A 13,389-nucleotide genomic window follows, 5' to 3' on the forward strand; every position below is an offset into this window, starting at 1 on the left:
GATTACACCAAGGGTGATCGCTTTGACAGCCTGACCGGGCTGTCGAAGATGCCTGGCATCAGATTATTTGGAAACGCTGGCCTTACCTTACTAACCAAGATTTCAACTGGCTATTGGAACATCACGGATCCAACTAATGGATACACCGCAATACATCGCGATGCCCTAAAAGCTTTGCCGCTAGCAATGCTAAGCAAAAGATTCTTTTTTGAGTCCGACATTCTATTTAGGCTAAGCATTTACCGTGCTGTGGTATGGGATGTTCCGATGGTTGCAAGGTATGGAACCGAAAAGAGCAATCTGAGCATCGTAAAGACTTTATGGGAGTTCCCGTGGAAACACTTTAAGAATTTCCATAAGAGACTTTTCTATAACTACTACCTGAGAGACATTTCTGCGGCGTCAATTGAGTTACCGCTGGGAATGCTGCTCTGGTGGTTTGGAGTCTTCTCCGGACTAGGAGCGCTAAATAGCTCAATGACCAACGGAATTGCTGCCAGCACCGGAACTGTGATGATCGCTGTCGTTCCCTTGATTCTTGGCTTCCAATTACTTTTGGCCTTTGTTAGTCACGATGTTTCAGCTGTCCCCACCAGGCCAAAGCATAGGCAAGACTTCGCGTGGTAAGAACTGGTTCTGAGCTTTGCTAGATTTCACCGGCTGGTTAGTTGTAAACGGAACGCTTCTTTTTGAAGTAATCGGTATCTTCGCGTTTGCGCTCTCGGGACTTATTGAAGCTGCCAGAAAAAGGCTAGACCTTGTTGGAATGATTACGGTTTCAGGTTTGACCGCATTTGGCGGGGGAACCTTGCGAGATATTTTGCTGGACCGTAGGCCATTTTTCTGGATTGAGAACTCTGCTTGGGTTTGGGTCCTTATTGGAATTTGTCTCGTTGCCCTTGTATTCATGAGAACCAGACATCTTGAGCCAACTGGGCAAGCTATGCAGTGGTCAGACGCAGTTGGCCTTGGAGCCTTTGCAGCTGGTGGGACCCAGCTGGCATTAGATGGGCAGGTACCCGCAATCATCGCCGTAATCATGGGTGTGCTGACTGCAATTTTTGGTGGAGTGCTAAGAGACATTGTTGTAAACGAAATACCAAAGGCATTCAGCGATCACATTCCATATTCGGTTATCGCGTTTACTGGAGGCTGGGTTGTTGTTGGTTTGAACTACTTGGCAATAGAACCGTTCGTCGCCGTTGCAATCGGTGCCCTCTTCACAATTACCCTGAGAGTCCTTGCGCTTTTGCTCGGTTGGCGTATTCCTGCTTGGAAGGCTTAACGAAGCCAGCTTTACTTGCAGCTCGCTGCAAACTGCCTAAAAGTAGTGGTCCGGTGATTGCAATAAGCGCAACCGTTGTTATGGCTCTTCCCAGGTCCCAGATTAACCCTCCGGTAAAAATCTGAAACTGAAGGAAGCGAATTAGATTCTCAGTTGCACCGGCTCCCGCAAGGTAAGAAATAGATGATTCACTGCCTGCAAGAAAAGGCCAGTTCCACAAAGTCATCAAGAAACCATAGGCAAAACTTGCGGGAATTGCATAGACAATCAAAACAGCGAGCTTGGCACCTCTGGAGCCAAATTTTGGAAGTAAGCCCGCTCCGATGCCAATCAGGCCCGCTGCCATCATTTGAAACGGTAGCCAGGGACCAACCCCACCGGTAAGAAGGGCAGAAACTAGCAACGAACCAGTTCCAAGCAAGAATCCGAAACCTGAACCAAAAACGTAGCCAGCAATGATTATGAGAAAAAAGGCAGTCTCGATTCCTGCTGTTCCAGCGCCAAGTAAACGAATCACAGCATTGAGGGCAATCAAAACCCCTAATAAGGCAATCTGCTTCGATCCAATCTCACCAGTTGCCACTTCAACCAAAATCAAGACCAGCATTAGCGGCATCAAAGCAATAAACACCACTTGCGCTACATCTGCCTCAACAGCCGAATCACCAGAGATGAAAAATGGCCAGGAGAACATGAGCACGGATCCAATTCCGGCAAGGAGAATGCTCAAATTAGAAATCCATTTTCCTGAAAAGGCCTTCACTTCTGCACCTTCTCTACTTGACTCAAAGTCAGTAATCCAGGCTGACTCGTTATTTGACTAATTTGTGTGGGATGTGACGACCCAATTCCTAAGGCAACAGTTGTCAATTTGTCCGAAATCAGTTTTCCGCTTTCTAGTTCCAAAACCCTATCCGCAACTAGAGCTACAAATTCCACATCGTGGGAAGCCACCAACACAGACTTGCCTTCTTTACGCAATGCTCTAATCTGCTTGGCAAGTGATCTTTTGGCCGCGTAATCTAACCCGCGAGTTGGTTCATCGAGTAGCAAAATCCCAGCTCCCTTTACTAACTGAAGAGCTAGAACTAAAGCCAGCTGCTGGCCAGCGGAAAGATCTCGCGGGTGAATCTTTGGATCGAGCCTTCCGGTTAGAGATTCAAAAATCCTAGAAGTGCCGGAGTCCGTAAGTTGCGCAAACTTGTCAGACTCGGAAAGCTCATCAGCTAGTGAGTTTAGGAAAAGTAGGTCTGCTGCCTTCTGAGGAACAAGAGTCAAGACGCAAAGTCTTTCGGCAGCGGAGAGTGACTTTGGATCGCCAAACTGCGTTTTGACAGAACCCGTTGTTCGTTTTCCACCACCTTGAATCGCCCAGAGAACCGAAGACTTTCCTGAGCCATTTTTCCCCATTAGCGCTACAACTTCTCCCGCGTGAACTTGAAATGAAACTTTGGAAACCGCGTCTAGTTCGTCGTAGCTAACAGATAGATCATTGACCTCCATGGCAACAATTTCACCGAGATGCTCATTCACCAGGGGCCTAAAGGGTCGTGGGTCTCGCTCCCAATTTGCTTTGGCGGCAGAAACGCTGACTGTCACTGGATTCCAGGAGAGCTCAGTTGAAAGCCCAATGACAGGTGGAACCAGGTGATAGTTCTCGAACTGCTCGTAACCGCCCTTGGTAACAAGACCATCGTTTGCAACGATGACAACGGAATCCACAAGTTCAATTACCCGTTCAATTCTGTGTTCTACAAGGATCACCGTGATGCCGTGCTCGTGAGCTAATGATTTGAGCACAGCAACTATCTCAGCTGCCGCTTCAGGGTCAAGGGCCGAAGTTGGCTCATCAAGCAAAAGTATTTTCTGCCCTGCTGCTAGCGCAGATGCAATAGCAACCCTTTGCTGTTGCCCTCCAGAAAGCCAGCTAAGTGGTCTATCAAGTAAATCCTCAATCTCAAGAAGATTCGCCACATGCTTTAGTGAATCTGCCATCTTGTCGCGCTTGAACCCAAGCTGCTCCATGCCGTAGACCAGCTCTTGCTTGACGGTGTCTGAAACAAATGAAGACTCAGGCTGCTGGTTCACAAAACCAACTTGGGCTGCAAGCTCGTGCGGTTTTGATCCGGTTACGTCTATACCGTCAATAACGAGTGAGCCAGAAAGTGAACCGCCAGTAAAGTGTGGCGCCAGACCATTCAAGATTCTAAGTAGCGTTGATTTGCCGCTCCCTGTTGCGCCGCAAACCAGGGAGAACTCACCCGGAAGAAATTCAAGGTTCACCCTTGATAGAGCTGGCCTTTCTGTTCCGGCATATCCAAAGCTCACATCGCGAACCGCAATCATGCGAACCACCCTAGGATTGCCGCAATCAGCAACAGAGCTGACAAAGACAGAATCAAAGCGTCAAAGAACTGCAACTTCACAGGCTCAAATCTGGTCCTGATCTGAGACTGGGAGTTAATCCGGATAGACGCGAAGCTTGAAACTATTCCGATGGCAATTAACACCCAACCAAGCGTTTGTGTTTGCCCAACTAGTAACGCAAAGCTTCCAATTGATAAAAATCCGACCGCCATCAGAGAGCTCAATCTGGCCCCCAGAACAAGCGGTTTCGACAAGCTACCCCTTCTCCCAAATCCCCTGGAGTCCATGCTTGCTGCAAGAGACAGAGACGAATCGATGGCGTCCTCCAGAACCGGAATTACTGTTCCTGCCATGGATCCGAGTCCTTTGCTTCGCCCGCGCAGTGACCTGGCTTTTTGCACTCTCTGCAGACTGGAAATCATTTGCGGCGCGAGGTTGATCGCAACAGAGATTGCACTGGCAATTTCATAGAGCGCGCTGGGTGTGGACTTTAGAAGAGTTCGCGGATTTGCAAGGGAACTGGCCATCCCAATGGAAAGAATGATGGCGGCTAATCGCAAACCATCGGTTGCGCCGCCAGTTAGAGCCTGGATACCTACCGCTCCAAAAAGTTCAACTGGTGGACCAAAACCCAAGTTGACCGAGAAGCCAGGTAAATCTAGGGCAGTTGTGTCCGCAGGATCTTGAATGTTGAAGACAATTCGAAATAACACCCTCGCGATGACTACAAACCCAGCAAGAAAAAGATAGAACTTAACGGATCTTGACCAGGGTGCTTCTTCTCGAAAAATCAAAATTGCAATCAAAGCGGCTGCACAAATCAGAATTTGGGTCAGCGCACTCTGACTTATCCCCGCGACAATTGCCATGGTTACTGCAAGTAACCACCAGGTCAGAGGGCTTGCTGTGCTGGCAGTAAATCGCTTAGCCATCGCAGGCTACAGTTTCTGGAATCGGTTTTGGCAACAATCCAGCATCTTGTTGACCTGGACCAATGAAGAGCCAACCCTCCGCCGAGCCACACTGCGCATCCCTGGCCGCTGATCCAACCTGACTTACTTTCCAACCTGATTCTTTTGTGAAAACAAAGTATCCCCAACTACCTTCGGAATATTTGGGGGTGTCTATACAGTTCTGCTCAGAACTAGGCGGGAAGTTTTCAATGCGACAGGCAAATCCAACTGGGTACTGATTAGTCCCTGAAACATCAATTGCCGTCGCTTGAAAAACTTCCCACCCAGAGCCAACAAAGTCATTCGCGCAACGAAGGATTGGATCACGCTCTGACGAATCTCCAAAGTCAACAACTATTGTGACCCCAGGTTGCTCACAGGCACCTTCACTGAAACTAACCTCAACTTGCTTCGCAGATGTTGTCTCGATGACATTGTTTTCTAGTGCCCAGGACAAGACGCTCCCAGCGACCACTAACAAAATTAGTGCGCTAAGAACAATGAGTCTTGCCCTGGAGCGCATGACTACTTTCCTAGAAGAGTTAGGTAACTCTTGCCCTCAAGAGCAAGGTAACCCTGAGCGGTTGCAAAGCGGTCACCTGCGTTTTCTACCCAAGGAGACCCGATGCCACCATCTTCTTGAATTTGGGCAATTAGGTATGAGTGCACATTTTCGTTTAGCTCACCACTTGTTGCTAGATATGCCATGAGAGCAAGAGCGGTTCCGTTAATGTCCACCGCGTCAAATGCCACAAAGTGACTTCCATCAACCAAGCCCGCATCCAAGTAAGCCAAGGCAGCATCGATGGAGCTTTGCTTGTTTGCAGTTAGCGCGGGGTCTAGATCTTTGGTTAGCTCAAGAGCCATGATGGCCATGGCGGTTGCGTCGGTACTGGAAGCAGTCGTGAATTCCGAATTGTCAAAACCAAAGCCACCATCATCTCTGGCAAGAGTTACAAGAACCGCTGAAACATTCTTTGCCATTTCCTGTTGATTCTGGGCGTAAAGACCAAGACTCATCCAGGCATAGTCAAAGGTGCTTGCGGTAGTCAGAGTCAAAGTGCCATCTTCTTGGATGAGCTCACTAAGGGAACCAACAACCATCTGGGTCTGTGCTCCATTAGCAGCACCAGTAGCTTTCGATGCAAACAGGTACTTTCCTGCAAGACCTGGAATGATCTCACCGGTTTCGGCTGAGTATAAGAAGTCTGGCTCTGATTCCAAGAGGAACTTGATGGCAATAGAGGAATCAACTTCTCTAGTCTGGCTAAGTTGAGAAACCGCTTCTAGCGAGAATCCGTACTCTGGAACTCCAGGCGAGAAGCCCTCTAGATACTCACCAAGTACAAACTGTGATTTGAGGAACTCGGCTGTTGCCACGTGTTTGGACGGTGTCCCACCCATACTCAAAACTAGGAGGACAACCAGAACTGCAACTGTTACTGCAGCTGATGAGAGTGCAACAATTCTTCGCACCCGTGGGGTTATTTTCTTGTTCATTTGGAACCTTTCGCATTGGGAAGTTAGATGCGAAGGCGGGGCAAAAACACTAAAACCCTTGAATACATTTCTAGCGAAACGCTCAAGGGTTCATCGAGTAAGTTGCTACCCGACTCCACCCGTAGACCTCGACGGTATATTTGGAGCCAATTATTTCCACTTGGGCATTCCGACTTGTTGATAATCAACTCACGGTTGCGGGTCAGCGTCGGATTTTCACCGACTTCCCCCAAGAGGAAACAAAAGCTACAACCAAACTTCGGTTGTAAAAGAGAATCTATCAGCTAGCCAAGGGGCAGGAGGCCATGCAGGGCCGGATCATCTTCGGCCGCTGGGTCATTGCTTTAGCGCTTTTCTGCCCCATCGAAGGTGTCCTCGAGCTTGCAAGCTTTAGTACCCCCAGGAAGCCGGTGGCGATTTTTTGCAACCCACTTATATACGAGGTCAGCGACGAAGCTAAACGGGGGAGTTTTCATGACAAACCCCATCGACCTCCAGTAAAACTCAGGCTGGTCCAGAAGGATATGGGCAACAGCTAGGTGACCACCTAGCGGTTTGACCGGCGTTGGCAAAGGGTCCACTAACCAGACCTGAGAAGAGACATCGGTCAGGGATAGACCATATTGGCTTGGATCAATCCTTTGGTAGGCCGCAAATTTAGGGAATCTTGAGAGGTTTCTGATTCCAAAGTCCAGGCTGAGACGGCAGAACTGGCAGTCACCGTCGTAAATCAGGATTTGCTTCACTCATTTAGCCTAGATTGCCCGAGGCTCTCGATTATCACGATTTAGAAACCATTAGAAATTACCCTCACCTCCCGCCTAGGAATGCCTATAAACTCAAGAAACCAGTATTGGGCTGTAGTTAATGAGCAATTCATTAGACAGTCGAATCAATGAATTAAAAAAAGGAGAAACATGAAGAAGCGCAGATTGGGTCTAGTAGGCCTTATGAGCGTGGTTGCTGTGACTCTGAGCGGTTGTGCATTGCCATACGAGTCTCAGGTAGTCGAAGGAACCACGATCACAGTTGCTTTTAACCAATCATTTGATAACTACAACACCGGATCGTCTGCAGGTAACGCGACAAAGAACGCGAACATTGCCTACATGACCAACTCTGGTTTCCAGTACTACAACAACGTTCCTCAGTTGGTAAAAGACACTGGATACGGAACGTTTGAAAAGATTTCTGACGAGCCTCTGACCGTTAAGTACACCATCAACCAGGGTGTTAAGTGGTCTGACGGAACTCAGATTGATGCTGCCGACATGCTATTTGCGTGGGCTGCGTCTTCTGGCAAGTTTGCCGGAACAGCCGCAGAGTTCTCGCCAGCGTCAACCTCTGGTCTTGAGCTAGTGACTCAGACTCCTGAAATTGGATCTGATGGCCGCACAATTACTCTCGTGTACGACGATGCATATGTCGACTGGGAGCTTGCGTTCGGCGTTGGCATGCCAGCTCACGGAACTGTGATGCTTGCTTACCCAGACATCACCGATCCAGCAGAAGCAAAGAAGTTGCTAATCGAAGCAATCCAGAATGAGGATGACGCTTGGCTAGCTCCTGTTGCAACCAGCTGGAACGAGGACTACCAGTTCACTGCTCTTCCTTCGAACCCACTTCAGTACCTATCGAGTGGTCCATACATCATCGAAGAAGTAGTTGAGGATCAGTACATCACTCTAGTTTCGAACCCTGTCTACACATGGGGTCCGTCACCTAAGTTCGAGCGCATCACTGTTCGCTTCATTGAGGACTTCATCGCTCAGCTTCAGGCTCTAGAAAACGGCGAAATTGACATCGCTAGCGGACAGCCAACTGCTGACTCGCTAGAAGTAGCTAAGGGCATAGTCTCTAGCGCTGGTGCAACAATTCACCAGGGTGACGAAGCTACTTACGAGCACATCGACCTTACCTTCAACAACGGAGGCCCATTCGATCCTGCTAGCTACGATGGCGACGCAACTAAGGCACAAAAGGTCCGTCAGGCATTCTTGCTGACAATCCCTCGTGATGAAATCATCGAGAAGATCATCAAGCCTTTGAACCCTAATGCGACCGTTCGTGAGTCATTCCTTTCCATTCCTGGATCGGATCGCTACAACGCAATTGTTGCTGAGAGCGGTGCCGCTGGCGTTCGCGACTTGGACATCGAGCGCGCGAAGGCTCTACTTGAGGAAGCTGGAGTATCTACTCCAGTGGATGTCAACTTCTGGTACCCAACCGGAAACGTTCGTCGTTCACAGGAGCTTGAGCTGATTCAGTTGTCAGCTGCTCTAGCGGGCTTCAACGTTATTGACACTGGTGAGCCAGACTGGATGTTCACTGACCCAACAGTTGAGCCAATCAACCCACACGATGCAGTTATTTTCGCGTGGCAGTCAACCAGCTTGGCGGTTGCCGGTTCGGACCAGATTTTTGCGTCCTACACCGACCCGCTAGAAAAGGGTGGTAACTACAACGGTTACTCAAACCCAGACGTTGACTCACTGTTGGCTAAGCTAAACGTCACAACCGATCTAGAGCAGCAAACAGCAATTATGCTCGAGGTCGAACAGAAACTAATCTCTGATGCGTACGGAACCATGATCTTCCAGTTCCCTGGATTGACTGTTTCCAGCTCGAAGGTTAGCGGCGTTAGCCCAAGTGCACTATCACCTGGCTACTTCTGGAACTTCTGGGAGTGGACCCCAGTTACTGAGTAACTGGTTCTAGCAAGACTGAAATCTGGCTGGCGGCCTTTGCTGCCAGCCAGATTTTTTTGCGAAAATGCCTTTACCGTGAGTTGGTAGAGTCGCTACAGGAAAAGATTCAACCATAGGAGGTTTCGGTGCTGGCTTTTGTCGTCAGAAGACTGTTTGCCACCTTGCTGGTGCTTCTTGCAGCCTCCTTTATTGTTTATGTACTAACCGCCTACTCTGGTGACCCACTTCTGGAGCTTCGCGGATCCAGTGACCCATCTGCTCAAGACAAGATCGCCTACCTAACTAAGGCTTTAGACCTAAATACCCCTCCGGTCCTTAGATACTTTGGCTGGTTAGCTGGAGTTGCTGGCTGTTTTGTGGGTCAGTGCGATTTGGGAATTTCGGTATCGCGTGGCGAGCAACTGGTAACCGACGCACTTGCAGCTGCTATGGTTTCAACAATTCAGCTGCTAACGCTAGCGACCATTGTCGCGATTGTTTTGGGAATCGCAATTGGAATGTCAACTGCTCTTCGTCAATACAGTGGCTATGACTACACGGTCACATTCATGACATTCGTCTTTTACTCGTTGCCAATTTTCTGGTTTGCTGTGCTGTTGAAAGAATGGGGCGCGATCCGATTCAATCAATTTTTGTACAATCCGGATGTGCCGCTGTGGGGTGTAGTTTTGATTGCGCTTGCCTCGGGAGCTTTTTGGATGGGTGTCGTAGGCGGAGATGGTAGGCGCCGAGTAAAGGTTCTATCAATCGCTTCAATTGCCACCTTTGCGGTTCTGCAAGGTTTGTTGCTAATAGGTTGGTTCGCGCAACCCTCACTTGGTCCAATCGGTATTGCTCTTGGCGGCGTGCTTGTATCCGTAATAGTTATTTCATTAACTACAGGGTTTCAGAACCGCGGCATGATTTTTGCGGCGGCTAGTGTAATTGCTTTTTGGTTAGTAGCTTGGTACCCACTCCAGTTCTTGTTCTTCTTCATTCCTGAGTTGTGGACACTTCTTGTTCTAGTTCTACTAGCCGTAGGAGTGGCCCTAACTGCTGCACGAATATTCGGCGGCGAAGACCGGAAGCAGGTAGGTCGCGCTGCAGGAATCATCAGCATCTTAACTCTTGGGTTTGTGGTTATTGATCGAGTACTGCAGGTTTGGTCTGACTATCAGCTGATGATCCCTCAGGCGAAGGGGATAATTTCCACCATAGGTGCCTCAACACCAAATCTGCCCGGAGACATGTGGTTCCAAATGTTGGATAGCTTCGGTCACTTACTGCTGCCAACGGCTGCGCTGTCAATAGGTTCGCTGGCTGCCTACACGAGATATTCGAGATCAAGTTTGCTTGAAGTTCTGAACCAAGACTACGTTCGAACTGCCCGCGCGAAGGGTATGGCCGAACGGACGGTAATTATGCGCCATGCCTTTAGAAACGCCATGATTCCGATTGTTACCATCGTCGCATTCGACATCGGCGGGCTAATCGGAGGAGCGATCATTACGGAGCGAATTTTTGCTTGGCAGGGAATGGGTTCGCTATTTAACCTTGGTCTAAATGCGGTCGACCTCAACCTTGTAATGGGTGTATTTCTAATCACTGGACTAGTTGCGGTGGTTTTCAACCTGGTTGCTGATGTTGCTTACACGTCCCTCGACCCGAGAATTAGATTGAGCTAGGGATAATAGATGAGCACTTTAGAAAATCTCCCAAGGCCAGGCGAAATTGGAGTTAGCCAAGGCCAGTTAATTCGGCGTCGCTTCTTCAAACATAGGGGTGCCCTAATAGGCCTCATTGCGATGATCGCAATTACGGTTCTTTCCTTTAGTTCCGTAGGAACAATACTTGGCGGCTCTGGAAAGTTATATGTTGACGATTCTGGGAATTTTGCCATCGATGGCTGGAGAATCCCAGGTTGGTGGAAGTACAACTGGTATGAGAACTACGACATTGCTACCCCGGGAGGTACCCCAACAGCCAGCTTGTTCCCTTTTGCTATTGGGGACCACCCATTCGGCCAAGACACTCTGGGTAAGGATGTTTTTGCTCGAGTAATGCGCGGAATCCAACAGTCGCTGATCGTAATGTTTGTGATCGCAATACTCACAACAGCAATTGGGGTCCTCATTGGATCAATCGCAGGGTTTTTCCGGGGTTGGATTGATTCTGTTCTGATGCGTCTAACGGACGTCATTATTATCATCCCGGTGCTAATCCTTGGTGCGGTAATTGGAAAGGCCTTCGGTGGCGGAAGCGCACTTTTCCTTGCCTTCTTCTTGGGCCTGTTTCTATGGACTGGGCTCTCGCGTCTAGTCAGGGCAGAATTCTTGTCCCTGCGGGAACTGGAATTTGTCGATGCGGCGAGGGTAGCGGGGGCAGGACCTTGGCGCATAATCTTCAAGCACATACTCCCGAACGCCATTGGGGTAATAATCGTCAACACGACGCTGTTGATGAGTTCCGCTATTTTGCTCGAATCATCACTTAGTTATCTTGGCTTTGGTATCACAGCCCCAGACATCTCTGTGGGGCAGATCATCTCGGAATATCAAGAGGCGTTCTCGACTCGGCCATGGCTTTTCTGGTGGCCAGGTTTATTCCTCATCATTATTGCGCTATCCGTCAACTTCATTGGAGATGGTTTGAGAGATGCCTTCGATCCACGCCAACGTAGGTTCCGCGTAAAGGTGGATGGGATCTTTGCTGGCTTTGAACGTGCCCTTCGCCGAAAAGGGGTTGGCAAGAATGCTAAAGAATAAAACTGAGAATAGCTGCAAAGCTAAGAGCGGCAAAGATAATTACTCGCCAAGCAACCCATCGGGTTTCAACTTTTGGTTTGTCGATGAGTTCGTTACGGTCCCTAAGAATCTCCCAGTGACTTCTAATCAAATAGGCAGCTACTCCAGAGTCACTCGAGGTCAGATCACCAGGTCGCACCAACCCTTTTCCAATAAAGCTACTTTCTGGAAGATGCGCGGCGTCAGTTCTACTCGCCATGAATCCTGCGTATCTGGATGGCGCGGGAGCTCCGAAAGCTCGAATCACTCCGAAATTAGTTTCCAGACTGAGGGAGTATTTCGTGTCAATGCGGTTTATGGAAGACCAATTGAGTTGAAAGATTCTAAACACGTTGTCAATTACCACAACGTCAGAACTAATCCTTATGCTTGGATTCCAAAACAACAGCCAAGCGCAATAGCCAAACCACAGGTAAACCCAGGATTTAGTGAAGACCAAGCTCCAGTCGCCAGTCGCCAGTGCTATTACTCCCAATGCCGAAAGGGCGATGGCGGCAATCGCCATTATGCGACCAGAACTAGAGCGCAGAGTGTGACTATCCATAAAGGAATTCTCACACAACTTGCTTACCCCGAAGGAGAATGCTGCTAATGGCTGAAACAACTGGAGCAATTCTCAAAGTTGAGAATCTGGGCGTTGACTTCTGGGTCGAAGGCGAATGGATCCCTGCTGCCAAGATGCTTTCCTACGAAATTTCTGGGGGCGAGGTGCTCGCTATCGTTGGGGAGTCTGGCTCTGGAAAATCCGCTAGTTCGATGGCGCTTCTGGGACTTACTCCCCAGAATGGACGTGTTTCTGGCAGCGTGAAGTTGGTCGGCGAAGAGCTAATGACTGCAACCCCTAAGCGTCTTCGTGAAATTCGCGGCAGTGGAATTGCAGTAATTTTCCAAGAGCCAATGACGGCTCTAAACCCGGTCTACACAATCGGATTCCAAATCGTGGAAACGCTAAGGGTTCACTTCAACATGACGAATCAGGCAGCCAAGGAACGCGCTATTGAGCTGCTAGAGATGGTGGATTTGCCAGACCCCGTAAAGGTGTTTGATTCATACCCGCATCAGCTATCAGGTGGTCAGCGTCAGCGGGCCATGATCGCACAGGCGATTTCTTGTGATCCAAAATTGTTGATTGCTGACGAGCCGACAACTGCACTGGACGTCACAATTCAGGCAGAAATTCTGGATCTTCTCCGAGACCTACACAAGCGCTTGAACTCTGCAATTTTGTTAATCACACATGACATGGGAGTCGTTGCAGACTTGGCGGACCGAGTTTTGGTTATGAAAGACGGTGAAATGGTTGAGCAGGGAACTGCTCGAGACATTTACAAGTCGCCAAAGCACCCTTACACCAAAGAGTTACTAGGCGCGGTTCCTTCATTGGGTCAAGGTAGGGCCATTGCAGCGAAGGCACCCGCGGATACTCAGCCTGTGCTTGCGTTTAGCAAAGTTTCAATCGAGTACCCTAAGCGCGGAAGGGTTCCTGCGTTTCTGGCTGCTAAAGACATAAATCTTGAAATTCGGCCAGGCGAAGTCTTGGGATTAGTTGGAGAGAGCGGTTCGGGTAAGACCACCGTTGGGCGAGCTGCCGTTGGGTTACTTCCAGTCAAATCAGGCTCGCTTATTGTCGCAGGCAAAGATATCTCCAAGACCAAGAAATCAGAACTGCAAGAACTTCGTAGCAAGCTTGGAATTGTTTTCCAAGACCCAGGGTCATCGCTAAATCCTCGTTGGTCAATTGCGCAATCTATTGCCGAGCCCCTAGTTTTATCAAAGGCATTTTCCAAAGATCA

Annotated in this window: 13 protein-coding genes and 1 riboswitch; of the genes, 6 read left to right on the forward strand and 7 right to left on the reverse strand. The window is 49.1% G+C overall.

Features of this window, described 5'->3' with window-relative positions; all coding sequences use genetic code 11:
- Both AC9UES_RS05055 and AC9UES_RS05060 read left to right on the forward strand, forming a co-directional pair.
- A partial coding sequence (locus AC9UES_RS05055; RefSeq protein ID WP_509527251.1) for a glycosyltransferase family protein occupies window positions 1–627 on the forward strand: 627 nt, incomplete at its 5' end.
- 16 nt (window positions 628–643) lie between these two features.
- On the forward strand, window positions 644–1,285 hold the full coding sequence (locus tag AC9UES_RS05060) for a trimeric intracellular cation channel family protein (protein WP_509527253.1): 642 nt from the start codon (window positions 644–646) through the stop codon (window positions 1,283–1,285).
- On the opposite strand, the gene AC9UES_RS05065 is transcribed toward AC9UES_RS05060, so the two are convergent.
- The 6 genes from AC9UES_RS05065 to AC9UES_RS05090 form a co-directional block, all read right to left on the reverse strand.
- The gene (locus AC9UES_RS05065; protein WP_509527255.1) at window positions 1,227–2,015 is read right to left on the reverse strand and encodes an ECF transporter S component; all 789 of its coding nucleotides are present in this window, start codon (window positions 2,013–2,015) and stop codon (window positions 1,227–1,229) included. The two genes, AC9UES_RS05060 and AC9UES_RS05065, sit on opposite strands and share 59 nt — an antisense overlap.
- 29 nt (window positions 2,016–2,044) lie before the next feature.
- Window positions 2,045–3,631, reverse strand: coding sequence for an ABC transporter ATP-binding protein (locus tag AC9UES_RS05070; protein ID WP_509527257.1), 1,587 nt, complete (start codon window positions 3,629–3,631; stop codon window positions 2,045–2,047).
- Window positions 3,628–4,584 carry an energy-coupling factor transporter transmembrane component T gene (locus tag AC9UES_RS05075; protein ID WP_509527259.1) on the reverse strand — a complete coding sequence of 319 codons (957 nt, stop codon included), beginning with the start codon at window positions 4,582–4,584 and terminating at the stop codon, window positions 3,628–3,630. Before AC9UES_RS05075 ends, AC9UES_RS05070 begins: the two co-directional genes overlap by 4 nt.
- The gene (locus AC9UES_RS05080; RefSeq protein WP_509527261.1) at window positions 4,577–5,128 is read right to left on the reverse strand and encodes a hypothetical protein; all 552 of its coding nucleotides are present in this window, start codon (window positions 5,126–5,128) and stop codon (window positions 4,577–4,579) included. The genes AC9UES_RS05075 and AC9UES_RS05080 overlap by 8 nt, the downstream gene beginning before the upstream one ends.
- Before the next feature lie 2 nt (window positions 5,129–5,130).
- On the reverse strand, window positions 5,131–6,105 hold the full coding sequence (locus tag AC9UES_RS05085; protein WP_509527263.1) for a prenyltransferase/squalene oxidase repeat-containing protein: 975 nt from the start codon (window positions 6,103–6,105) through the stop codon (window positions 5,131–5,133).
- Between the two features lie 106 nt (window positions 6,106–6,211).
- A riboswitch (adenosylcobalamin (AdoCbl) riboswitch) is annotated at window positions 6,212–6,361 on the reverse strand.
- Window positions 6,362–6,449: 88 nt separating this feature from the next.
- Complete coding sequence (locus AC9UES_RS05090; RefSeq protein ID WP_509527265.1) at window positions 6,450–6,851, reverse strand: thiol-disulfide oxidoreductase DCC family protein; 402 nt, start codon at window positions 6,849–6,851, stop codon at window positions 6,450–6,452.
- A 171-nt stretch (window positions 6,852–7,022) separates the two neighbouring features.
- Here AC9UES_RS05090 and AC9UES_RS05095 point away from each other — a divergent pair, with 171 nt between their 5' ends.
- The 3 genes from AC9UES_RS05095 to AC9UES_RS05105 all read left to right on the forward strand — a co-directional run bounded on the left by AC9UES_RS05095 (window position 7,023) and on the right by AC9UES_RS05105 (window position 11,557).
- Window positions 7,023–8,813, forward strand: coding sequence for an ABC transporter family substrate-binding protein (locus AC9UES_RS05095; protein WP_509527267.1), 1,791 nt, complete (start codon window positions 7,023–7,025; stop codon window positions 8,811–8,813).
- A 125-nt stretch (window positions 8,814–8,938) separates the two neighbouring features.
- Window positions 8,939–10,477, forward strand: a complete 1,539-nt coding sequence (locus AC9UES_RS05100) for an ABC transporter permease (protein WP_509527269.1) — start codon at window positions 8,939–8,941, stop codon at window positions 10,475–10,477.
- 9 nt (window positions 10,478–10,486) lie between these two features.
- On the forward strand, window positions 10,487–11,557 hold the full coding sequence (locus tag AC9UES_RS05105; RefSeq protein WP_509527271.1) for an ABC transporter permease: 1,071 nt from the start codon (window positions 10,487–10,489) through the stop codon (window positions 11,555–11,557).
- Here the strand turns inward: AC9UES_RS05105 and AC9UES_RS05110 are convergent.
- The gene (locus tag AC9UES_RS05110; RefSeq protein WP_509527273.1) at window positions 11,547–12,140 is read right to left on the reverse strand and encodes a hypothetical protein; all 594 of its coding nucleotides are present in this window, start codon (window positions 12,138–12,140) and stop codon (window positions 11,547–11,549) included. The two genes, AC9UES_RS05105 and AC9UES_RS05110, sit on opposite strands and share 11 nt — an antisense overlap.
- Window positions 12,141–12,187: 47 nt before the next feature.
- Between AC9UES_RS05110 and AC9UES_RS05115 the strand changes: the two genes are divergently transcribed.
- A partial coding sequence (locus AC9UES_RS05115; RefSeq protein WP_509527275.1) for an ATP-binding cassette domain-containing protein occupies window positions 12,188–13,389 on the forward strand: 1,202 nt, incomplete at its 3' end.

Origin of the sequence: Rhodoluna sp., assembly GCF_044232805.1 — a bacterium.
Lineage (GTDB): Bacteria > Actinomycetota > Actinomycetes > Actinomycetales > Microbacteriaceae > Rhodoluna.